Source organism: Ponticaulis profundi (assembly GCF_042659465.1).
Lineage (GTDB): Bacteria > Pseudomonadota > Alphaproteobacteria > Caulobacterales > Hyphomonadaceae > Ponticaulis > Ponticaulis profundi.
On the sequence record NZ_JBHSSW010000004.1, the window covers coordinates 313,163 to 336,652 of the forward strand.

The 23,490-nt window shown below is 55.4% G+C and carries 17 protein-coding genes; 7 read left to right on the plus strand and 10 right to left on the minus strand.

Features of this window, described 5'->3' with window-relative positions:
- Nucleotides 1-5: 5 nt before the first annotated feature.
- A complete protein-coding gene (locus tag ACFQDM_RS04840; RefSeq protein ID WP_377376350.1) occupies nucleotides 6-1,496 on the plus strand; it encodes an FMN-binding glutamate synthase family protein in 1,491 nt (496 codons plus the stop codon).
- Here ACFQDM_RS04840 and panC read toward each other — a convergent pair.
- Entirely contained in the window at nucleotides 1,493-2,335 is an 843-nt protein-coding gene (panC, locus tag ACFQDM_RS04845) for a pantoate--beta-alanine ligase (protein ID WP_377376200.1), read from the minus strand. The genes ACFQDM_RS04840 and panC overlap by 4 nt on opposite strands.
- 452 nt (nucleotides 2,336-2,787) lie before the next feature.
- Here panC and ACFQDM_RS04850 point away from each other — a divergent pair, with 452 nt between their 5' ends.
- Complete coding sequence (locus ACFQDM_RS04850; protein WP_377376202.1) at nucleotides 2,788-3,660, plus strand: division plane positioning ATPase MipZ; 873 nt, start codon at nucleotides 2,788-2,790, stop codon at nucleotides 3,658-3,660.
- Between the two features lie 44 nt (nucleotides 3,661-3,704).
- Here the strand turns inward: ACFQDM_RS04850 and ACFQDM_RS04855 are convergent, their stop codons facing one another.
- The 3 genes from ACFQDM_RS04855 to ACFQDM_RS04865 all read right to left on the minus strand — a co-directional run bounded on the left by ACFQDM_RS04855 (nucleotide 3,705) and on the right by ACFQDM_RS04865 (nucleotide 6,487).
- Complete coding sequence (locus ACFQDM_RS04855; RefSeq protein WP_377376204.1) at nucleotides 3,705-4,817, minus strand: isoaspartyl peptidase/L-asparaginase family protein; 1,113 nt, start codon at nucleotides 4,815-4,817, stop codon at nucleotides 3,705-3,707.
- A gap of 88 nt (nucleotides 4,818-4,905) precedes the next feature.
- The gene (ald, locus tag ACFQDM_RS04860; RefSeq protein ID WP_377376206.1) at nucleotides 4,906-6,021 is read right to left on the minus strand and encodes an alanine dehydrogenase; all 1,116 of its coding nucleotides are present in this window, start codon (nucleotides 6,019-6,021) and stop codon (nucleotides 4,906-4,908) included.
- A gap of 127 nt (nucleotides 6,022-6,148) precedes the next feature.
- The gene (locus tag ACFQDM_RS04865; RefSeq protein WP_377376208.1) at nucleotides 6,149-6,487 is read right to left on the minus strand and encodes a YMGG-like glycine zipper-containing protein; all 339 of its coding nucleotides are present in this window, start codon (nucleotides 6,485-6,487) and stop codon (nucleotides 6,149-6,151) included.
- 158 nt (nucleotides 6,488-6,645) lie between these two features.
- Between ACFQDM_RS04865 and ACFQDM_RS04870 the strand changes: the two genes are divergently transcribed.
- A complete protein-coding gene (locus tag ACFQDM_RS04870) occupies nucleotides 6,646-7,155 on the plus strand; it encodes a hypothetical protein (RefSeq protein ID WP_377376211.1) in 510 nt (169 codons plus the stop codon).
- A gap of 75 nt (nucleotides 7,156-7,230) precedes the next feature.
- Here the strand turns inward: ACFQDM_RS04870 and ACFQDM_RS04875 are convergent, their stop codons facing one another.
- On the minus strand, nucleotides 7,231-10,599 hold the full coding sequence (locus tag ACFQDM_RS04875; RefSeq protein ID WP_377376213.1) for an autotransporter domain-containing protein: 3,369 nt from the start codon (nucleotides 10,597-10,599) through the stop codon (nucleotides 7,231-7,233).
- A gap of 336 nt (nucleotides 10,600-10,935) precedes the next feature.
- Nucleotides 10,936-11,625, minus strand: coding sequence for an extensin-like domain-containing protein (locus ACFQDM_RS04880; RefSeq protein ID WP_377376215.1), 690 nt, complete (start codon nucleotides 11,623-11,625; stop codon nucleotides 10,936-10,938).
- Between the two features lie 295 nt (nucleotides 11,626-11,920).
- Here ACFQDM_RS04880 and ACFQDM_RS04885 point away from each other — a divergent pair, with 295 nt between their 5' ends.
- Both ACFQDM_RS04885 and ACFQDM_RS04890 read left to right on the plus strand, forming a co-directional pair.
- A complete protein-coding gene (locus tag ACFQDM_RS04885; protein ID WP_377376218.1) occupies nucleotides 11,921-13,654 on the plus strand; it encodes an autotransporter assembly complex protein TamA in 1,734 nt (577 codons plus the stop codon).
- On the plus strand, nucleotides 13,654-17,793 hold the full coding sequence (locus ACFQDM_RS04890) for a translocation/assembly module TamB domain-containing protein (protein ID WP_377376221.1): 4,140 nt from the start codon (nucleotides 13,654-13,656) through the stop codon (nucleotides 17,791-17,793). The genes ACFQDM_RS04885 and ACFQDM_RS04890 overlap by 1 nt, the downstream gene beginning before the upstream one ends.
- A gap of 79 nt (nucleotides 17,794-17,872) precedes the next feature.
- Here ACFQDM_RS04890 and ACFQDM_RS04895 read toward each other — a convergent pair whose 3' ends face one another.
- From ACFQDM_RS04895 to ACFQDM_RS04905, 3 genes are all read right to left on the minus strand, one after another.
- Nucleotides 17,873-18,529 carry a hypothetical protein gene (locus ACFQDM_RS04895; protein WP_377376224.1) on the minus strand — a complete coding sequence of 219 codons (657 nt, stop codon included), beginning with the start codon at nucleotides 18,527-18,529 and terminating at the stop codon, nucleotides 17,873-17,875.
- Between the two features lie 377 nt (nucleotides 18,530-18,906).
- Nucleotides 18,907-19,521: an RcnB family protein gene (locus tag ACFQDM_RS04900; protein ID WP_377376226.1), complete on the minus strand. Its 615-nt coding sequence runs from the start codon at nucleotides 19,519-19,521 to the stop codon at nucleotides 18,907-18,909.
- A gap of 117 nt (nucleotides 19,522-19,638) precedes the next feature.
- On the minus strand, nucleotides 19,639-20,643 hold the full coding sequence (locus tag ACFQDM_RS04905; RefSeq protein ID WP_377376229.1) for an isopenicillin N synthase family dioxygenase: 1,005 nt from the start codon (nucleotides 20,641-20,643) through the stop codon (nucleotides 19,639-19,641).
- Between the two features lie 260 nt (nucleotides 20,644-20,903).
- On the opposite strand from ACFQDM_RS04905, the gene ACFQDM_RS04910 reads away from it, so the two are divergent.
- Nucleotides 20,904-21,176 carry a hypothetical protein gene (locus ACFQDM_RS04910; protein ID WP_377376232.1) on the plus strand — a complete coding sequence of 91 codons (273 nt, stop codon included), beginning with the start codon at nucleotides 20,904-20,906 and terminating at the stop codon, nucleotides 21,174-21,176.
- A 3-nt stretch (nucleotides 21,177-21,179) separates the two neighbouring features.
- Here ACFQDM_RS04910 and ACFQDM_RS04915 read toward each other — a convergent pair whose 3' ends face one another.
- A complete protein-coding gene (locus tag ACFQDM_RS04915) occupies nucleotides 21,180-21,887 on the minus strand; it encodes a polysaccharide biosynthesis/export family protein (protein WP_377376235.1) in 708 nt (235 codons plus the stop codon).
- 111 nt (nucleotides 21,888-21,998) lie between these two features.
- Here ACFQDM_RS04915 and ACFQDM_RS04920 point away from each other — a divergent pair, with 111 nt between their 5' ends.
- A complete protein-coding gene (locus tag ACFQDM_RS04920; RefSeq protein ID WP_377376237.1) occupies nucleotides 21,999-23,489 on the plus strand; it encodes a GumC family protein in 1,491 nt (496 codons plus the stop codon).
- The last annotated feature ends 1 nt before the right edge of the window (nucleotide 23,490 follow it).

Sequence of the window (23,490 nt, forward strand, 5' to 3'; positions counted from 1 at the left end):
ACGTGCTGGATTTTTTGACCAAGGTGACGGTGCAGGGGCTCGAAATCCTGTCGACGATTTTCGTACTTCTCGTTGGGCTGCTGGTTCTGTCCGCGATTGTGATGTTCTTCATCGATGCCAATCAGAGCAAGAATGCGGTCCGCAGGAACTATCCGGTTGTAGGGCGCTTTCGCGAACTCTTTATACGGCTGGGTGAGTTTTTCCGTCAGTATTTCTATGCGCTGGACCGCGAAGAGCTGCCATTTAACCGGGCGGAGCGAGACTGGGTCTATAAGTCAGCCAAAGGTGAGGACAACACCGAACCTTTCGGGTCGACGCGCTCTCTCAGTTCGGCTGGCACACCGATTTTCGTCAACGCAGCTTTCCCGCCGATTGCTGGGCCATCTGAAGCGCCAAAATCTGTGGTCTTTGGCCCGGATTGTCCAAACCCCTACACATCTCATTCCGTGGTGAATGTCTCTGGCATGAGTTTTGGGGCGCTCTCCAAGCCAGCGGTGCAGGCGCTGTCTCGCGGGTCGGCGCTGGCTGGTTGCTGGATGAACACCGGGGAGGGCGGCTTGTCGCCCTATCACCTGGAAGGCGGCGGCGACATTATCTTTCAGATCGGAACGGCGAAATATGGCGTTCGCGACCATAGCGGTGCGTTCAGTCCTTCAAAACTGAAAGAGATCGCAGCGCGCCCCGAAGTTAAAATGATCGAGCTGAAGCTTTCTCAGGGTGCCAAGCCGGGAAAGGGAGGGCTCCTGCCGGGTGCAAAGGTTACCGAAGAGATCGCGACTATTCGCGGCATCCCGGAAGGTCAGGATTCCATTTCGCCCAATCGGCACCCCGAAGTTGGCTCTGTTGAACAGCTTGTCGACTTTGTCTGCCGCGTGCGAGCGCTTTCTGAGAAGCCTGTTGGCATCAAGACCGTCATCAGCTCAACGAACTGGCTGGAGGAGCTGTGCCGCTATATTCATGTGGTGGGACAGGACAAGGCGCCGGATTTTATCACGGTGGATAGTGGAGATGGCGGAACGGGGGCTGCGCCAATGGCTTTGCTCGACAATGTGGGGCTGACGCTCCGGGAATCTCTGCCCATGCTTGTCGATACGCTGACCCGCCATGGCCTCCGTGACCGGATCAAAGTGATCTGTTCAGGCAAGCTTATCACGCCAGCGGAAGTCGCCTGGGCGTATTGCGCAGGTGCCGATGCCGTGAACACAGCCCGTGGCTTCATGTTTTCCATTGGCTGCATTCAGGCGATGGCTTGCAACACCAACAACTGCCCGACCGGTGTGACGACGCATAAGCCGCACCTCCAGAACGGTCTCGATCCGGCGGTCAAGGCGAAGCGCGTTCAGAACTTTGTCGAGAAAATGGAAAAGGACGTGGCCATGATCGCGCATAGCTGCGGGGTGCATCATGCGCGCGAACTGCAGCGCAAACATGTGCGGATTGTGCAGCCGAGTGGACAATCCGTACTGATGAGCGATCTCTGGCCTGAAGTGCTCTAGACCGGAATATTATCAATCAGGCGTGTCTTGCCGAGCCAGGCTGCGGCAAGAAGCCTGGCTGGTCGCTCAGGCATGGCATCTGTGATGATATCAAGGTTCTCTGCGTTGCAGGCCTTGATGTATTCGACGCGGTCAAAGCCAGCCTTTTCAATGGTGCGGATGGCCTCTTCGGTCGCCGCAATGACCGGCGTTCCGTTACGAAGACGGATGGCTGCCCGGTGCATGGCGGCACTAAGCGCCGGAGCGATCCGGCGCTCATCTGGCGTCAGATAGGCATTGCGAGATGAAAGTGCGAGCCCGTCGACATCACGTTCAGTTGGAACGGGCACGATCTCGACCGGAATGCAAAGATCCTTCACCATACGCTTGATGACCTGAACCTGCTGATAGTCCTTTTCGCCGAAGAACGCTTTGTCCGGTTGAACCTGATTGAAGAGCTTGGACACGACCGTGGCCACGCCGCCGAAAAAGTGTGGTCGGAACTCACCTTCCAGTTTTGCACCGAGTTCAGGTACCGAGACGCGGGTTTCTTCACCTTCCGGGTACATGGTTGCAACGTCCGGACAGTAAGCCACATGACAGCCATGTGCGGTGAGTTTGGCGACATCTTCTGCTTCATGCCGCGGATAGCTGCCGAGGTCTTCATGCGCTGCAAACTGTGTTGGATTGACGAAAATGCTTGTCACCACGCGGTCGCTCTGGCGAACGGCGTTATCAACGAGTGACAAATGTCCTGCATGCAGCGCGCCCATGGTTGGCACAAAGCCGATCCGGTGGCCTTTTGCGCGCCAATTGCCGATTAGGCTGCGCAAATCAGTCAGCGTTCGAACGATGATCATGGTGGACGGGCTCCCTGTCAATTTTCCCCAGCCCATGCGCTGCCACGCTTGCTTCGTCAAGCTGAGTTAATTTTCTTAAACGCTTGGTTAACCCAAATCAGTCAATTTCCGACTCATGATTAAACGCTTTGTTTGTGATTCGTGGACTTAGCCTCTCGCTGTGACGGGTGAAAGTTCAAAGAAAACAAAAGAGCCCAGATAGGAACCGTTTGGCAGACCTGGTCTCGATGATGTTTTGCACAGCTCTCTGGCTGTTCTTTCTCATTCGCTGTCGATCCCAACTGCCGACTCGTAGAATGACGCGCTGCGAACCCTCTTAACGTCAGTCAGGTCTGCAGAGCGTTTCGACTGCTTGAGTCGAATGAGCCGCAATAGGAAGGCGTGACATTCACTCTGGAGGATAGTCCGATGCAAAATGGAGCTTGCTCTTGAAACCTGAAGGATTTGCTCTCTTGAACCGAGACGACACGACGGCGGCTGAAAAGCCTCCAGTCGATGCGCACGAAGCCCGCGTCATTATCATTGGCAATGAGAAGGGCGGCGCCGGAAAATCAACTGTTGCGATGCACCTGTCTGTTGCGCTTATGCGCATGGGGCAGAAGGTTGGCATGATCGACCTCGATGTACGCCAACGCAGCTCAACGCGTTATCTGGAAAATCGTCTGCGCTGGATCAACTCCACAGGCTCTCGTATTCCCATGCCGGAAACCCTGCGGGTTGATGCGAGCGTGGCGCGAAACCTTGATGAAGCTGAAGCTGAGGAAGCCGAACGTTTCCTTGGTAGCCTGAAGCGCCTCAAGGCTGCGTGCGACTATGTGATTGTTGACGCGCCGGGTGGTGACACCTTTCTGTCGCGACTTGCGCACTCCTGCGCAGACACGCTCATCACGCCGCTGAATGACAGCTTTGTCGATTTCGACCTGCTGGGCGATGTGAACCCGCAAACGCTCGAAGTGGTGCGTCCAAGTTTCTACGCAGAAATGGTCTGGGCTTGCCGGAAGCATAAAGCGCAGACAACGCGCAAGCCGATCGATTGGATCGTCATGCGTAACCGTATGTCGCCGCTTGAAGCACGCAACAAACAGCGCGTTGGTGAGGCGCTCGATAATCTGGCGAAACGGATTGGCTTCCGACTGGCGCCGGGGCTTTCGGAGCGTGTGATTTATCGCGAGCTCTTCCCGATGGGGCTGACGCTTCTGGACCTGACCGAAGAAGGTTCGAACATAACCTTCACCATGAGCCACGTTGCAGCACGTCAGGAATTGAGAGATTTGTTGATCCTGTTGAAATTGCCGGGGCTCGTCGGCAAGGAAATCGCATTCTAGCTTTAACGAAAAAGGACGGCATGGCCGTCCTTTTTTTATCGGTGCTAGTCGCCAAAAATCTCGATCAGCTTCTTGCCATCAGATGATGCTTTTGCCCGATACATGCCTTCGGTGTTGAACGACCAGGCGGGTGTGCCATCCGGACCGAGCACAATCACGCCGCCGTCTCCGCCAAGATCCGTCAGGGATGTGTGGATGATATAGTCAGCCGCTTCCTGTGCGGTTTCGCCGAGCAATTCGACACGGGAGCAAATGGCATAGGCGATGCTGAGCCGGATAAAATATTCACCGGTTCCCGTGGCAGACACGCCGCACACATCATTCTTTGCGTAAGTGCCGGCGCCAATAACCGGACTGTCGCCGACACGGCCCCAGCGCTTCGCTGTCGTGCCGCCGGTTGAGGTGCCTGCAACAATATTGCCGTCCTGGTCCTTTGCAACAACGCCAACCGTTCCGTATTTCCGGTCATCCGGGAAGGCGAGATCTGACAGGTCTTCACGCTCAATGGACTCAACAGGGTTGGTCTGCGGTTTGGGCCCATAAAGGTTTTCAGGTGAGGCGACACCGCGACGTTCCAGAGCCTTCAGCAGGCTTTCCCAGCGACGGTCGGTGTAGAACCAGCTCGGATCGACGATTTCCAGTCCCTGCTGGGCGGCAAACTGATCAGCGCCATCGCCAGCCAGCATGACATGCGGCGACTGCTCCATCGCTTTGCGTGCTGCTGAGATCGGGTGTTTGACGTTGGAGAGGCCCGCCGCGGCGCCAGCATCCAGCGTATCGCCGCGCATGAGTGAAGCGTCTAGCGAGAACGTGCCGACTTCCGTCATGACGGCGCCGCGCCCTGCATTGAAGAGCGGATCGTCTTCGAGAGACCGGATGATCGTCTCAACCACATCAATCGCAGGGCTCCCGCCTGCCAGCATGGTCTCGCCGGTTGAGAGGACGCCATCAAGCGCAGACATATACGCAGCTTCGGTTTCCGCTGACATGGAGTCGCGGCGAATGACGCCTGCACCGCCATGAATGACGAGCGACCAGCCTGGTGATGCTGTACTCGTCATTGTAGCCGGCGTTTCCTGTGCGACAGTCGATGTCGTACAACCGGCCGCCATCGCAGCGACAAAGACGGCGACTGCACTCAAAACCCGATTTTTCATGAAAAAGCCCCAACTCCGCTCCAGTTCACATGCAGGGGAGTATGGGGCTGATTACGCGGCGGATGCAATCATCCGGTGTAGGTTACGCCTAGTTCGTCATCCAGTCTGGATAAACAAAGGGCAAGTCCAGATCATGAGCTACGGCTTCATGCGCAATCTTGCCATCAGCCACGGTGAGGCCCTCTGCAAGGTGCGGGTCAGCTTTCAGCGCTGCCTTGGCGCCTTTGTTGGCAATATTGAGCACGAATGGCAGCGTCGCATTATTCAGCGCATATGTGGATGTGCGCGGGACAGCGCCAGGCATGTTGGCGACGCAGTAGTGCAGAATGCCGTCGATCTCATAGATCGGGTCTGCGTGTGTCGTTGCATGAGAGGTTTCAAAGCAGCCGCCCTGATCGATGGCGATGTCCACGAGGACGGCGCCGGGACGCATGGTTGTGAGCTGCTCGCGTGAGACCAGCTTCGGTGCGGCAGCGCCCGGGATCAGGACAGCGCCAATTACCAGATCAGCGTGTTTGACGGCTTCGGCGAGGCTCGCATTGGTCGAATACATCGTCTTAACGGCGCCATTGAATTGCGCATCAATCTCGGCAAGGCGTTTGTTGTTGCGATCAAAGATCGTCACGTCTGCGCGCATGCCGACCGCAATCTCGGCAGCATTCGTACCGGAGACACCGCCGCCAATGATCACGACCTTGGCAGGTGCAACGCCGGGTACGCCCCCGAGCAGCACGCCGCGGCCGCGTGTGGTACGCATCAGCGCCCAGGCTGCGACCTGCATGGACATGCGACCGGCGACCTGGCTCATCGGTGTGAGCAGGGGGAGGCGGCCTTCATGGTCCGTCACCGTTTCATATGCGATGGCGAGGCAGCCGGATTCCATCAGTCCCGTTGCCTGTACCGGATCGGCGGCAAGGTGCAGATAGGTGAAGAGGGTATGGTCCGGTGTCAGCTTTGCGCATTCTTCAGGCTGAGGTTCCTTAACCTTCACGATCAGCTCAGCTGCTTTGAAGACGGCGTCTGCGTCAGGCAGAATTTTTGCGCCGACGGCTTCATACTCTTCATTTGTGCACGCCGAACCGACACCAGCATCATGCTGAACAAAGACCTCATGGCCAGCGCGGATCAGCTCGCCAACGCTTTCGGGCGCCAGGCCGACACGAGATTCCTGTTTTTTGATTTCTGTTGGAACACCGATGCGCATTTAGGGCCTCCGTAAGATTGATTATCCGCTTTTCTCGCAAAAAAGAGAAATATTCAATCGCAATCGGATGTGTGGGGCATAAAAAAGCCCGGCAGAGCCGGGCTTTGTGCGTGTTATGACTGAGGAACTACCAGCGACGCGAGTCGTAAGGATAGCGGTCAACAGCGTCAACATAGCCATCACCGTCGCTGTCTTTCTCGTCAGGTTGGTCTTTCACACCTGGTGTGTCGCAGTCGGCTGATTCAGTGCAGCCCTTTGCTGCGCCGGCCAGACCACCAAGTGCCGCGCCGACAGCTGCGCCTGTGCCAGCGTCGCCATTGCCTGTGTTGTTGCCGATAACGGCACCTGCGACGGCGCCTGCTGCAGCACCTGCTGCTGCGTTACGTTCAGTGTAACCGGTGGATGTGCACGCTGCGAGAAATGCAGTGGAGCCAATAATTGCAGATGTAACGGTCAGAAATTTCATGGTTTCTCTCCTTCGGTATCTGCGGTCTTAAACGAGATTAAATTCTGGAAGTTCCGAAAACCTCTGCAGAGAAATATTACAAAATATTTGGAACTTCGGCCGGGCTTCAAAGCTTGATTGGGCAAGAACACAATATCAGCCCTATCAAGGAGACCGAGATGAAACGTCTCGTAGCCGCACTCGCGACGGGACTTATTTTCAGCGCCCCGTCTTTCGCTGACCCCGCCAGCTTCAATGCCAATTCAACAGACCGTTTGCCTGATTATGGTGTGACGGCAATGGCTCCGGCAGACAGCTTCAGAGAGTCTCATGCCTGGGTTGGACTGCCAGTTTTCGATGAGCGCCTCGATCAGATTGGTGAGGTGGTGAGAGTGTCGACTGATGCGCAATCGCGCGCGAAACGGATCGTCATTGAGACGTCGCAGACACACACTGGGGATACGATCGCAACCATTGTGGACCTGGAGCAGGTTTATATCACATCGCCAGAAGATGGCCGTCGGGGCTTGCAGCTCGGTGTATCTGTGGCCGACTGGCTGAAGATGCGAAATGGAGAGATTGAGGCACCAGTATCGCGCACAGCTGATGTGTACGCGCCTTATAGCGGTGGAACAGAAGTCCGCACGCTTTCATTCTCCGGTCCGATGGATCTCACCGGCTCACTGTAGAGGTCAAAGCCGATATATAAAAAAGCCCGCCTTCGTGACACGAGGGCGGGCTTTTCGTTTTAAGGATGGGGTCGCTTAGAACTTCATACGGATGTTGAGACCGAATGACGTGTAGTCCAGATCATCGCGATCGAGCGTCTGGGTCAGGAAGCCGCTGACTTCGTAGCGGTCCGACTTCACGAATTGAGCCCGCGCTTCAGCTTCAAACCAGTTGTCATCCAGATCGCCGGATACCGTTGTGAAGCTACCGAAATTGGTGCCTGCAAAACGTGAGACAACAGCTTCGTCATCAGCAGAAAGATCCTGCACGTAACGAAGGCCAAGCGTTGGACGGAAGCCTGCATCACTAGCCGGATCGAAGAAGTGAACCAGAGTTCCGATCTTCGCTTGTGTGCTTGTGATGGAGCGGCTGTCGATGATCAGGCCGCCTGCTGTTCCGGACTCCGTGTATGCGTCGAGATCTGCATTGAAGTATTCAACGGAGACAGATGGCTCGAAGAACACGCTGGATGAGACACCATAGAGGCTCGACAGGGCCACGCCGCCAATCGCCTGCGTCGCGTTTGTTTCGCCAAGCGTCATACCGCCGGTCAGCATCTGAACGCGCGTGATGTCATAGTCTGTTTCGCCAATGCCGTAATAACCGGAAAGGTTCACGCCATTGTCGAAGTCGTACAGGCCATAAGCGCCTACGAAGAAGCCAGAGCTTTCAACGCTTCCAAGGGTCGCTGAACCCGAATTTTCAGCGTCGGAATAGTTGAAGAATGCACCGAGGCGCAAACCATCATCTATCTGGGCATCACCACCGGCTGTGATGGAGTAACCGTCTAGGTCACTGTCATTGCCTGTCAGTGAGTTGGTTTCGTCGCCTGTCATGTAGGCAAGTTCAACGAATGTGCCCCAGCCTTCCTTAGCGGCTGCTGGTTCGCCATCGGCTGCAGCGGCGGCCGACATGGCAAAAGCAGACATGCCATCAAGTGAAGCGGTCTGGATTGGTGATCCGCCCATCTGGTTCACGGCCTGCCCATCAGCTTTGCCAGCTTTAATGCTGGAGAAGCGGCGGGCGAGGTGCGTGCTGACCTGCTCGGCGCTGGCCACGGCAACGTTGCGAACGCTGAAGCTTGTATCCGGCAGAAGCGAGTACAGTGAATCCGCCAGAGGTTCTCCGCTCATATAGTCGATCTGGCTATAGATTGACGAAAGTGCGAGCGAACCACGCGCATCGTCCAGGTGGTCTGCGATGGCCAGAACGTTCGAGTCAGCCGTATCCGGAAGCTCTGTGCTGAAGTCAGCGGCTTCGATCTCGTAGTAAACGAGGCCGGCACCGGAGGCGAAGCTGGCATAGAGAACGCCTGCAAGATCTGCCTCTGCGAGTTCGCCGGTTGCTTCGCCTGTGTACTCGATCAGGAGGCCCTGATCGCCCCAGGCATAAGGTGTGCCGAACATGACGCCGCCATTGAGTGAAACATCACCATCGACCAGCAAAGACGCGCCCGAGTACCCGAAAATGCTCTGAGACGTCAGCACGAGGTCAGAAAGCATGGTCATGCCTTCTGTTGGCGCAAGAAGGCCCGCATTCCACACTGTGTCGGCGAGGATGGTGCCACCACCGGTCAGCATGCCGCCAAAGTTCAGAACATCGCGAGACGCAAGAATACCGTCAGCCTGAACGGTGCCACCGATGATCTGCGCTTCGATCAGAGACAGCAGCAGATACTCTTCTGGAATGTAGAGGCCTGCGTCTGTGTTTGCGAGTGTCAGGCTATCAATGACAACGTCCATATCGACAGTGGTCGTGCCAGCCTGGCTGAGGGTCACGTCAAAATAATTGAAATAACCGTCTGCGTTCAGACCATTCGTCGGTACGAAGCCCGTTGAGCCTGGTCCAGCGAGTGGGCCTGGTGTGCCGATGTCACCGTAAAGGTAGGTGATCAATTCAGGTGTCGCCGTGCCATCAACACTGCCGCCTTCGCGCGCCATGCTGACAACGCCGGTTCCAATGTCACTTGTACCGTTGAAAATCGCACCCGGCACGGCCTGATTTGACGGACGAGAAAGGCTGGCAAGGCTCACATCAGCTGCTGCATTGACGCCCGCAGATGTCGCGTCTGTCTCGCCTGACGTCTCTGGATTGATGTCAACGTCCAGCACAACGCCTTCAGATGGATCGGTACCACCGACGCCAGGTTCCGGAGCGTCTGGCAGACCGTTTACGAGATTTCCGTTTTCATCAATGATGAAATAGCCTGGGTCCAGATCCTGAACCCAATGTTCCGCATCGCTCCAGTTTCCATCGCCGCCAACCGCGCTCACATACTTGTAAGGGTTCGCGATCGAGATGAACTCATAGAAATTATAGAGCGGGTTGTAATAGCTGACATCGCCATAACCAGATGGCACTGGAGACAGGAAGCCATAGCCGCCAGACAGAACGCCGCCAATCAGAGGCTGGTCGCCCAGTTGATCAAAGAAAATCGCTGAGCCTGAATCGCCACCGGCTGTGCCAGCTTCATTCGGAAGCGCGTCGCCTGGGAAGATGTCGTTGGAGAGTGATGTGTTGAACCAGGTGTTCGTGAACGGGTTATCGAAATACCACCAGTCGGTGCCGTCAGAGCAAGCCCAGTCGCCAATGCCGTCGCGTCCGCATTCTTCGCCTGTGCGAACCGGACTGTCGAAGTCGATCCAATACATGGACTGAGAGGCGCCAGGATCGCCAGCATACGCAGCAGAAGCATCAGTGCCGAAGATCGCAGACAGGAAGTCGACCTGCGAACCGAGCATGCCAATCAGGTTTTCACCGGCTTGACGTTTTCCATCGATGCCAACGTCGCCCGTTGAGCCAACACCGTGGCCGCCATAGCCGACCATGGTGACATGTTCACCGACGCCGACCGGGCTGAAGAGCATGGAATAGCTCGGGATGTTTGCCAGCGGACTTGAAAGACTGACCATTGCAACGTCAGCGGCTGGGAAGCCGAGTGCTGATCCGAATGCCGGATCTGCGTCAGGATGGATGATGACCTGATTGCCGAGAACAAGCCCGTTGCGCGCATCAAATTCAAACGATGTGCCCGATGCGCCAGCATCCAGCCATCCGAAGAGTGCAGTGAATGTATCCGGGCCGTAAGCGATAATCGGCGTGAGAGGCTCACCATTCGACCCGTAATACGTGGACGGATAATCGTTGAAACAGTGAGCAGCGCTCAGCACTGTACGTGGATTGATCAATGTGCCCGTACAGTTGTAGTTGATCGAGCCACCTGGATAGCCCATGAAAATCTGAACCACGCCATCCCATTGCGGGTCATCGGCGAGTGTTTCAGATCCACCAACGGTGACATCGTCCCGAACCGTCAGTGCGTCTGCCTGAGGTGAAAAAGCCATCGTTGACAGAGCAAAGATGGACGTCGCTGCCAAAAGGCCGCTCAGCTTATAGTTGTTCATTTAAAATCCCCGAACGATTGATTGCGTTCAATCTTGCCACAACTCAAGCTCAGTTTGAGCAAATCGTCAATTCTGTTCAGGTGCGACAAACGTGGAGATTTATGTTTCAGGATATTCTGAAATTACTCGATTTTTATATTTTCATTCGAATGTCGGAAGAATGTTTTCGGATCTGAAACGCCGAGGAAAAAAGGTGACCCGCTGAAGTTTTATATCGGACGGGGGGAACTTCAGCGGGTCGAATGCGGATCGGGCTTCCGCAAGACTGTGGGGGAAAGTCCTTGTGGACATCAGAGGAACTCGCCACCAGCCAGTCGGTTCCAAAAAATTAGCGCGCTATCTGCAGATTCCGGAAAAGCTCATATCGAAGTGAAAATGGTCTGCATGAGCCGCATTATATTCAGGGCCCAGAACAGTGCCGAACAGTCGGCAGGCATCATTGCGCACAGCTTTCAGAAAACGTCCTTCAGCTGTGTCAGTGCCCCAATGCGATTTGACGCTGATGATCTGACCGTTTTCCAGTTCAAATCCCCAGATATCAACAGCGTTGCCCGTGGCGTGCTCACTGAAGCTACCTGTCGAGCGGCCATATTTGCGGCGACAGACATAGCTTCCATAGGTCAGGATGCGAACGGGAGGGGAGGCCAGCTCCTCAGAAGCGCGAGGCAGAATGCCTTGTCGTTCCCAGGTGGCAAGCGCGCCGGTGAGTGCGCAGGTCATGCGGAGCGTTCCTGAATAGGGAAGTTCAGATCGGTCGAGCGTGAGCGCATCGTAAAAGCCGCAGTTCTCACCTTCCGGGCTATCGTCGAGACGCGTATATGCGATTTCCGAGCGATCAAGATAGGCAAAGCACGCATCTGGTTCATGCGCAAAACGTGCAAGCTTCATTTCGGTCGTAATGCCGATCGGATCATCCATTGAGAGGTCGGCAATCGGGTTGTGTTCCGGCGGCAGTGATCGCACAGCCGTGCCCACAATCCCCAGCAAAACGACCAACCAGAATATGCGCAAGAGCCAATTGATCATTTCAGCTTGCGCTCAGTGAAAGGTCGGTCGATGAAATCATTGTCATATATGTGATTTGGGGAACACGAACGGGATTTGAACGTTATAAGCTGCGATTGGATGTGATCATTCTTTTGATACAAATGTACTGTCGGGCCTGCGGTTCCAGCCGATCATGAAATGAACCGCTTTTGGTGTTGGGGAAGTTTTGAATAATCGCCATAGGATTGGGTATTTATCGCAGACCTGTTTGAGTTCGATAAAGTCGCTTTCCACTCACACAATCATAGCCTGTTGCGCCGTTCTGACTCTGTCTGTGAACACGGCTGCAGCGGACAGCATCGAATTACGCCAGAGCAGCGAAACACCCAATCAGGACCTGTTGGGTGAGTTGCGGAATGCCTTGCCTGATGAGGACGTCGCAGAAACGGCATTTGAAGCGAAACGACAGGCCAGGCGAGCCATAAAAGTCATTCGCGACGAGCTGAATGCAAAAGGCTATTATGACCCCGACATCGAAACACTGATCGAAGAAGACGAGGTCAGTGAAGAGCTATTTCACCCGATTGTCCTGCTCGATCCGGGGATGCGCTTTGTTCTGGGTGAACTGGCAATCGCCTATATCGACAAAGGGCCTCGTGAGGCGGACGCCATCGCGACCCGAGAGGCCATGAAGCTGATATCCGGTGATGATGCCATCCCGGCGCAAGTCATCAATCAGGAAACAGAGCTCGTACGTACGCTGCGCGAATTGGGATACGCTTTTGTCGGAGCTGAAGACCGGTCGGTGATCGGAGATCGCGACGCTGGAACGCTGGATGTAACCTATCGTCTCTCATCAGGGCCCCGCGTCCGTTTCGGCGAAGTGCGTTTCGTCAATGATGATACGCGGACAAAAGAGAGCTATCTGCGCAGATTGATCCCCTTCGATGAAGGGGAACTCTATGATCCTGCCATGTTGTCACTTTTCGCAGCACGCCTCGATGAAACGCGTCTGTACCGGATATCGAATGCCCGTCTCGATGATACCTCATCTGGCGAGTCGGCGGACGGGGATGAAATCTACGATGTTCTGGTCACGCTCGCGGAACGCAAACGCAATACAATTGAACTGGGCGCCAGTTACAGCACGGACAAAGGCGCAGGCCTGACCAGCGAACTCACGCGCAGAAACTTGACGCGCAGAGGCGATTTGCTGGTCGCATCGCTTGCGATCGCTGAGCTGGAACAAATTCTCGAAGTCCAGTGGCGCAGGCCTAACGAGTTTGGCTATGGCAAAGGTCTGATCTTCGGCTCAGAGCTCTCGAATGAGGACACGGACGCTTTCAATCGGCAGACATTCAGTCTGTCCGGTGGACTGGAAGTCGTGAAAGGTCCGCGTTTCTCCTATGGCTATGGCGTGAAGGGCTCGCTGGTCAGCGAGCAGGACGAATTTGGTGAGCGCGATCTGCAGATCATCGGCCTCTATACCAAGGCGCGCCTCGATAGAGCCGACAGCATTCTGAATGCCACAAAGGGTTGGCGCGTCGATGGCGGGCTGGAACCGACCGTCTCCTTCGGGAGTGATTCTGCACAGTATATTCGCGCCTATGGACAGCTTCGGGGATACTATCCCGTGCTTGATGAAGGCAAGGTCGTCCTGGCAGGGCGCGTCAAGGCAGGTACGGTCTGGGGCGCTGACCTCGAAGCACTTCCATCGACATCGCGCTTCTTCTCCGGTGGGGGCGGCAGCGTTCGTGGCTATGCCTATCAGGGCATTGGTCCGCGCTCGGATGATGATGAGCCAACCGGTGGTCGTTCGGTTCTTGAGCTCGCTTTTGAAACCCGCTGGCAAGTGCGCGGCAATATTGGCGTTGTGGCTTTTGTCGATGCGGGCAGTGTGACCACGCGTGAGATACCGGGCTTTTCAGACCTGCGCACAGGTGCAGGGTTTGGCGTGCGTTATGATACGCCTGCCGGCCCGCTGCGTGTCGATATCGCGACACCGCTTGATAAAACGGAAAATGATGACCCCGTTCAGGTTTATATTTCTCTGGGGCAGGCATTCTGATGACTGAAGCAGCTCCGAAAAAGAAAAGCAGGTTCTGGCGCTACAGCGCGATCGCGCTCGGTGTTCTGGTTGTATTGCTGGTTGTCCTGTTTTTTGCAGCGCGCTGGTATGTGTCCAGTCCAACAGGATTGAATGACCTTGAGCGTCGTCTGGAAAATATGAACGTACGTGGGCAATCGGTCGAGATCGAGGGCCTGCGCGGTGACCTCTTGTCGACCTTCAGGATCCAGAAGCTCGAGCTGCAGGATAGCGAAGGCGTCTGGGCCACGGCTGAGGACATTGAACTGGCCTGGAAACCGTTTGGACTGGTTCGAAAACGGCTTCGACTTAATCTCGTGAGCTTTGGCGATATCAATGTTGCCAGGCGTCCGGATCTGGAGCCGGGAGAAGAAAAAGACCCTTCTTCGTCCGGAAGCTTCCCGCTGAATCTTGTGCGACTTGATCGTTTGAACATTGATCGCTTCCTCCTTGAGGAAGGTGTCTTGCCTCGCCGTGTCGCTGGCGCAGCCAATGGTGACATCTGGTGGTCAGCCGATGCAGCTCTGATCAATCTGGATGTTCGTCCTGAGTCTGAAGAGGGCGACGAATTGTTCGCTCATCTGGCCTGGGATAGCCGCACGCCGCTGAATGGTGAGCTGAAGCTTGTTGGTCCTGCGGGCGGACTCTTTGCGAGCCTTGCGCGTATTCCGGATGGCCAGAACATCACGGCAGAAATCGATCTTCAGCAAAAGAGCGACTACGTAAAAGGCACAGGCGTGGTCGATATCGCTGGTGAGGACTGGATCAATATCGAGCTGGAACCGGACTTTACGCGACAGGCTGCCTTTGTGAATGTCGATCTGGCGCGCCATCCGATGACGCGTGAGCTGGTCTCCAGATTGGGACCTGCGCTCGAATTTTCGACTGAGTTTGATCCCGTCGATGCTGTCGAAACCATGACGGCGAGCCTGCAGTCCGAGGCGATGCGTCTCGATGTGCGAAATATGGTGTCTGGGCAACGCAGGCGATCTGCAGATGTCGCGCTGACGATTTTGCGGCCTAACATGCTGGTTCAATCCGATGGTGTGGATCTTGAGCCGTTTGTCCTGGCGGGCGATGTCCGTTCGCAGGGAGATGGCTATCAGTTCGATGGACGTTTGAGTGGCCGACGGATTACCACGGATGTGTTCGCCTCTGATGTCGTATCAGGTCCGCTGACGATCAACTATGTCGGTGACGTGATTGATGTGAAAACGGCCATTCGCGGCGAAGCCATTGAACTCGACCTTGGCGAACGCGAAACCCGTTTCGGGTTTCTGACGCTGTCTGGCGATATTGCCTATGACATCTCCGAACAAAGCCTTCTGATCAACAATCTCGATCTCGAAACGCCGAATTCCCGTGTCAAAGCGGTTGGTTCCTCGACTCTCGGCGATGTCCGGACGGCGCAGCTCAACGGTGACGTCTTTGTTGATCTCGCAGAGTTCGGTTTCCTCTCGTCTGGCCGTGTGGAAGGTGGATGGACCATTGAACAACAGGGTCGCCAGGGACAGATCTTTTCAGTCGATCTGACAGGTAACGGGCTCGAAAATGTTTCAGAAGAGCTGTCTGACTGGCTTGGGCCGCAAGTTGGCCTGCGCGCGCGTGGTCGTCTCAATCAGCAGATGGATCTGACGGTTACCGAACTCAGAGCGACGACGTCGGCAGCCACCGTGACAGGGCAGCTTCAGCGCGCTCATACGGGCAGGCTGGTCGCCAGTGGTGAGGTCGAAACCAGCGAGACCTATCCTCTGTATGAAACAGCTCCGGACCTCACCGGTACGTTCGCGGTCGAGGGCATGTTGGATGACCTCGAAATTGATCTGCGAATGGCGGCATCCGAGGTTGGAAGCGGTGGCGCGGCGCTGGTCCGGCCGGTTGTGAATTTCAGCGGTCGCCGGTCCGGCGATATTCTCGACGGCAATCTCCGTGTAAACGGTGTTTACAATGGTGAGCCTCTGACTCTGACTTCGAATGTCGGTCAGCAGGGCGCGCGCTGGCGGGTCTCGGACCTCGTCGGGCGCTGGCAGACGTTGGACCTGACAGCGAGTCTGGTTGGTGACGGCGGTGATTTCGATGCAATTGAGGGCGATGCGCGTCTGACCGGCAGCCTGCCAGACCTTCTCCCCGCTGAGTCGATTGATGTTCGCTTCGCGAAAACAGGTACCCGCATGAATGCCCGTGCTGAAGTGACCCAATTGATGGCAGGCAGTTTCGAGGATGGAAATCTGGTTGCGACCGTGGTCGGTGACATGTCCGAACTGGAATATGAGGCCGCTTATGAAGGCACGTCGACATTCAGCGGACTTCGTCAGCCCGCAACGCTGAAGGTATCCGGTGAAGTCATTGAGCCAATATCGCAAGCGCCTGAGGCGCGCGGTGTGTTTGTTGGTCAGATGCTCAACGAACCTTTTGAAAGCACCGATCCTTTTGTTGTGCGCCGAACGCCAGACGGACTCTTCGGAGACATTTCCTTGCGCGCAGTGGGTGGCACGCTCGAGGCAACGCTGAACGAAGCATCGGCGCAGCCCGCACGCGTTGACCTGACAGGTGTCTCACTCGGACGCTTGCTGGCGATGCTGGGCCGTGAGCCAGTCGAAGGTGATGCCAATCTGACCTTCTCGCTCGATCGCGGTGAAGCCGGGATTGTGACTGGCCAGCTCAGTGGCGGTTTGCAGCAGGTTTCCGTGCCGGGACGAGACGTGGATCCGGTAGATCTGAATCTCAACGGTGTGTTTGGCCCAGAAGAGAGCGTTCTGACAATCACGACACCGGATCGTCAGGACCTGCAGGCACGACTCGATTTCGATGTACCGGCTGTTACGCAGGCCAGCCTCCCATATTTTGAGCCGACTCCCGTCGAAAATGCACGCTTTGAAGCACGCATTTATGGGGTGATCGACAATATGGCTGCGATCTTCCTGCCGGAAAATCTGAAGCTTGGCGGGGAGATCAATACAGAGCTTTCTGGCAATCTCGCATTTGAACCTTCCAGCCTGGAAGGGCGAATGACATTCGCGGAAGGCTTGCTGCAGCATGAGGATTTCGGCACGGATCTGGAAGCGATCAATTTCGAACTGACCATTGTTGATCAGGTGCTTCAGCTTGCTCGCTTTGATGCCAATGGCCGAACAGGCGGCACGCTGACCGGGACAGGCCAGCTCAATATGGCGGAGGGCTTCAACAGCACACTGGAACTCCGCGCTGACAATCTCTCCGTTGTTGACCGGCGCGAGGTCGAAGCCACGGCGTCTGGAACGCTGGGCCTTGGCGTGGACAATGACAAATTCGAGATTGTGGGCGATCTCACCGTCAATGAGGGCCGTTTCAATCTGGATCGGTTGCCGAGCCCGTCTGCCCCCACACTCGACGTCTCGTTTGAAGAGGAAGTCGAAGAGGTTCGCCCTGAGCGCGAACGTCGTGTGACGCTGGATATCAAGGTTTCCGGTCCCCGCAGTCTTTATCTGACAGGGAAGGGCATGGATGCTGAGCTTGCACTTGATGCGTCCATCACAGGCACGGCGAATGATCCGAACATCAATGGCACGGCCCGTATTGTTCGTGGACGGTTCGAACTGCTTGGCAAGCGCTTCACATTTGCGGATAGCAATATCCGGATTGCCGGAGATCCAATGGATGCGCGGCTGGATATTCTTGCCGTTCGCGATACGGAAGATTTTCTGGCGAAAGTCGCGATCACCGGAACGCCGGAACGGCCTGCCATTGATTTGAGCGCAGAACCAAGTCTGCCCGAAGACGAAGTGCTCTCGCGCGTTCTCTTCGGCCGCTCACCATCTCAGTTGACCGGGCTGGAAGCGGCACGTCTCGCGGCTGCGCTTGCACAACTGTCTGGCGGCGGCGGTTTTGACCTGATGGGCGGGATCGAAAACATCACCGGTCTCGACTCGGTGGATGTCAGTCAGACCGATGGAGGACAGTTCCAGGTCGCGACGGGCCGGTATTTGTCAGATGATGTTTATCTCGAGCTGAGCTCAACGGCTTCTGGTGCGCCAGGTGTCAGCGTTGAGTGGGAAGCCCGCGATAACGTCTCTGTTGAGGCAGAGAGCGTTCCGAATGAAGGTCAGAGCCTGTCCATTCAGTGGAAACGTGACTTCGAATAGCGTTCCGGACAAGATCAGGGATCACATACAGAAAAAGGCCCTCAGATTGAGGGCCTTTTTTTGCTATGTCCGAAAAGCTCTAGAAGTTTTTCGCGAGCGAAATGCCGGCAAAGCCTTCGGTTTTGGAGTTGCTGATACCGCCGGGAGCTGAGTATTTCGCTTCGGACTCCATATAGCTGATGGTCAGCTGGGTATCGCCGATAAAGGTTGAAACGCCGGCCTGAACGTCGCCGATCACGATCTGCTCGGTCAGCGAGACAGACATGTTGGTATCGCCGCCAATTGCGCCAGGCTTGAAGCTGAGGGCTTCGCCATCCGTCGCAGCGAAGACATACCAGCCTTTGCCTTTGCGGCCTTTGTCGATCGTCATGAAGTTACCCAGACGGATCTCGGCAGAGTAGGAGCTCAGGCCGGAATCGCTGGAACGTTCACGCGAAAAGCGCGGTTCAATTGTGAAGGTCTCAGATCCGTTCTTTCCGCCAAACTCGAACTGAGCGGCCGTGGAGAAACGTTCCTGTGTTTCAAAATCTGTGAAATGGCTCGTAGGAGACGCAGGCATCTGGCCTTGCGATACTTTGATCTGACCGAGCGTCGTCGGTGCGTCCACATCATCGAGCTGAAAGTTGGGATTTGCAGGTGTCGTAGTGGGAATGGAGTTTGTCAGCAAATTCTGCGCGATCGCGGCTGGCGTGCAGCTGATTGTCAGGCCTAAAAGGAGCGCAAAAGAGCTTTTCATATGTCCACCACCGAGCAAATTAAGAGCTACATATTCGATACGCTACAAACACGAACTGGTTCCGCGGAACGTCTTAAAAATCAACTATAACGACGTGTCCGCATTTATTCCGGTCTTCAACCACTACGATTATGCATAATCGTGACTAGATTGTGTCCAGAGTAACAGAAATTTTATGTGATCGGGAGTGAATTGACTGCGAAAAAAGCAGTTCTTCTGTGGCTGGCAACTACCACACTGAAAAGTAAAGAAATAAAACAGATCACGAAATGCTACGAATATATGCAGTGGCGAAACAGGAAGACATTCGCCCTTAAAACGTGATCGTGGCTTGCTTTCAGGCATCATTCGGAAAGCAAGCCACTGAATTTTCGGGATCAGTATCCGCCAGCAATGGCGCCGATAATCACGCCAGCGATCAGGCCGGTTCCAATAGCGGTCAGATAGGCATCGCCATCATAATTGACCCAGTAGTGACCGCGCGGCGGGGTATAAAGACCATAACGCCAGTAATCGTTCACAACATAACGGGACGGATAATAGGCGCGTGTGCCGACCCCATACCGTGGGCTGTAATTGCGGTATCGCGGAATGGAATAGACACGCGGTGCATAGCGAACGCGCACTTTCGGATCATAGCGATAGCTTGGACGATAGTTGGGGCCAGGGAAGCGCTTATAGTTCGAATAGCGATACGGGTTCACGCGCGGTTGATAGCGACGGTCATAATGATCGCCTCTGCCACGTTTGCCGCGATCCCAATGGCCATCCCAGCCTCCACGCCGGTCGCCGCGATCGCCTCTGCGGTCATGGCCGTTATACCGGCGATCACCGCCCGGGCGCCCATAGCCGCGATCATTCTTGCCAGCATAACCGCGGTCGAAATCGCGTCCACCGCGTGGGTTTCCATCTGCAAATGCCGGCGTCGCTGTTCCGACGAGGACAAGGCTGCCCGTAAGAAGCGCAATGCCGGCCATCCTGAATGGCTTCATGAGAAAGCCTCCTTTGTTCTGGCCCCCACACACATGCGCAAAACATGTCAGCTGGAAGCTGAATGGTTTCTGAACAAAGTGTTAAGCTTGCTTCTGGTTCCCGGATCTCCCCGCGTTTCAGTCTTTGATCAGGCCGATCTCACGCAGGCGTTCCAGCAGATACGCATTCGCCGTGATCGAACCCGGATAGTGGTTTGGGTTCTCATCGGTCACGCAATTGTCCAGAGACGCGATTTCAACATCCGGTTCGAAGTGCAGGAAGAATGGCATCGAGTAACGACTGAAACGGGACCGCTCGGGAGCCGGGTTCACAACCTGGTGCGTGGTGGACTGCAGGACATTGTTCGTCAGGCGCTGTAGCATGTCGCCAACATTGATCACCATTGAACCTTCAGGTGCGTAGACCGGGATCCAGTTGTCAGCGCCGCGCGGCTTGACCTGCAGGCCAGCTTCGTCCGCACCGAGCAGAAGCGTAATGACATTGATGTCTTCATGAGCTGCCGCACGGACAGATCCTTCAGCTGGCGGCGTTTCCTGAGCCGGGTAGTGCAGCAGGCGGAGGATGGAATTTCCTTCCTTTACGCGCTTGGTGAAGTAGTCGGCTTCCAGGTCGAGGCCAATCGCGATGCTGCGCAGCAGATCCTGGCCGAGCATGTCGAACGCTTGAAACAGCTCGTTGGTGGCACCGTCAAAGTCGCTGACCTCGGAGACGCTTGGCGTTTCAGCCATGATATCGGCTTTCGGGTGATCTGCCGGAAGGTTGCGGCCCGTGTGCCAGAATTCTTTCAGGTCGATCGCCGCCACGCCTTTTGCATTCTCCGTGCCGAACGGCGTATATCCACGCTGGCCACCGCCTTGCGGATCGAAATAGTTTTGCTTCAGGTCAGCGGGCAGGGCGAAGAAGTCGCGTGATGCTTTATAGGCGCGATCAATCAGAGCCTGATCCAGTCCGTGATCCTCGATGACGGCAAATCCCGTCTCTTTGAAAGAGGTCATCAGGGCATTGCGAAATGCCTCAGCATTCTGATCGCGGAGTTTCAGTGAGATGGGTTTGATTTCGAAAGACATGCGCAAATCCCGAAGTTTTGGTGGACCATAGCCTGCTTTGAGCGGGCGAGCCACGATGCGGATGTCGCACCTACTTCTTTTGTGTTGGCGTGTGAAGTCTGTTTTGCATACGAATATTAGGAGTGCAGAAACCAAGCTGAATCAAAAGTTATCATGTATTTTTTTGTCTATATTTAAATGCGACAAAATTAGTTTAATTAACCATCAAGCAATGACTCTTGTCCTTACTTCACCTGTCGGCAGTTGCTGACGTGATGGTGGGCGTGATCGATCCCAAGAAATGGGGCGGCGCTCAGAAGTACAGGAGAGACAGAATGGCTTTTTCTGAAACACAACTCGAAAGCCCTTGCGAAGAACTCGGTCCGGAGTCTGCACCGGAAGACCTTTACCGTATGGGCCTCGTCTATTCCACTGGAATGGGTGTCGCGACAGATTATGTCAAAGCGCACAAATGGTTCAATCTTGCAGCTCTGCGTGGTTACACCGAAGCCAAGGAGTCCCGTAAGGAACTGGCTGACTACATGAGCAGTGAAGAAATTGCCGAAGCGCAAAAAGCAGCACGTGAGTGGCTGAAGCTTGCACACTAAGCTTCAGCGATTGCCTCCGGCAACGTCATAGAACAGACTGAAATTAACGGGCAGTGCATCACGAATGTACTGCTGTATAAAAAGGTTGTGCTGCGCGATCGGTGATTTCGGTACGTAAATCACATCGAAACGCTGCAGGGCACCAAAACGCGCGAGCTGTGGATTGTAAATCCCGTCCCGCACGTTGAAGGCATAGCTTTGGGTTTGTCCGCTGGCATCACGCCGGACCAGGATAACCTGACGCATATTCGAACTGTCGGTGAAGCCGCCAGCCATGATGATCGCTTGCAGCGGATCGATCTGGCCGGGCATTTCAAACACACCTGGCTGGCCTACTTCGCCGCCCACGAACACCTGTTGCGGTGCAAAGGTGGTCACAAGCATATCAATCGTCGGATCAACCAGCGCCTGCGCCATGGCCTGCTGAACAGCGGACTGCGCTTGTGGTGTGGAAAGTCCGGCAATCATGACGGGCTGGATCATGGGAAGCTGCACACGACCATCCGGACCGACCGTGACGGTGCGGCTGAGTTCCGGAGCCGCCAGGAAGGAAATTTCCAGTTGGTCACCAGGGACAATCTTGTAAGCGGATCTTGAAGGCGTGAACGCTTCAAAAGCTGGTGGAGGTGTAACGCCTTCATTCTGAACAGATGACGTCGAGGCACAAGCGGAAACGAGCGCGCCAAGAATGAGCAGAGCCTGTGTCTTCATGGTATATGCCAATTCCTCAATTCGGGGCTGAGGATCGTCCTTAATCATCAATGAAATATTAAATGTAATTGACGAGTCTACCCTAGGGATTTGGAGCAAAAGGCCTGAAATATGCCTGCGGATGATGGTTGGACGACGGTTACGGCTGCTAGGCCGGTTTCTGCCGCATCTGCGAGCCGGTCGGGACGTCCACAGTTAACACTTGTCGATATAATCTTAATGCTCTGGCGCGCAAAATGGATCGTGCTGCTGGTGGCATTGCCGATCTTTGTCGCAAGCGTGCTTTTCGCCCTGACCTTGTCGAAACAGTATCAGGCAACTTCCCGTATCCAGGTGACGGCCGGTGAAGAGCGCGTCTTTGATCCGCTGGTCGGGGATGTGACCGCCAGCGTTCTCAGTCAGGAAGAAATCACGGAATCTGAAATCGAGCTTCTGCATAGCCCGGTCATTGCCGACCGTGTCATCCAGAAGCTTGGCCTTGAGGTGATTTACCCGAAAATGGCCGAGGCCTACAATAAGGCGCCAGCAGCCGACAAACCCCTGATCTATGAGCAGGCGGTGCAGGCTGTGCAGAAGAATTTCTATGCGGGCGCTGCGCCGAAAAACCCTGTTATCCGCACCGGTTTCAAAAACGAAAACCCGATTGTTGCAGCTGATGTGCTGAACACGATGATCGAGACTTACATTGAGTATCGCTCAGAGATCTTCCTGGGCGATGACAAGGGCGTTCTGACCACGCAGCGTGAAGCGTCGAATGAAAAGCTTCTGGCAGCAGATCAGGCGATTGAGCGCTTTCTGACCGAAAACCGGATTGGTGATTTCGATACCGAGAAAACCACAACGGCTGCGCAATATGCCAGCATCACCGATGAGATGTTCAAGGTTCAGGCGCAGAAAAGCGAAGTCGATAAACGGCTCTCCGCGCTGATCTCCCAGCTTGCCTTGACGGAGCCGACCATTGATCTGTCCGTCGAAACAAACTTTCAGCAGCAATTGTTCGACCTGAAGCTCGAACGCGAGGGCCTGCTTTCCAAATACCAGCCATCAACGCCTCAGGTTCAGCAGCTCGATCGCCGCATCAATCAGATGCAGGAACTGATCGACCAGCAGGGCAATGGCGCGGGCGTGATCCGCCGTGGACCGAATGAGGTTTATCAGTCCATGGATGCCCGCCGCGCCGAACTCGTGGCCGATTCAAGCGCGCTCGAAGGGCGTTTCGAAGAGCTGCAACGCCAGAAGCGCCAGATTGAGGAGCGTCAGCTTCAACTGACGCGTCTCGAGCCGAAGTATCAGGACCTTCTGCGCAATCGGGCGATCCTTGAGAGCCAGGTGCGTTCGATTTCCATCCGCGAACAAGAAGAGCGCCTGAAGCGGGAAATCGCGAAAGCAGACACAGAGAATATTCAAATCCTTGAACCTGCGCGTCCGCCAGCAAAAGGGGAAAGCAGTCGCAAGCTCGTTGCTGCGGCTGGACTGTTGTTTGGAGGCTTTACAGGTCTGATGTTTGCGCTGATCTGGGTCTTCACCCGTCCAACACTGGCGACCGCGAGCTGCGTCACCCGTACAACCGGGCTTCCAGTCCTTGCCAGCGTGAGGGCTTAAG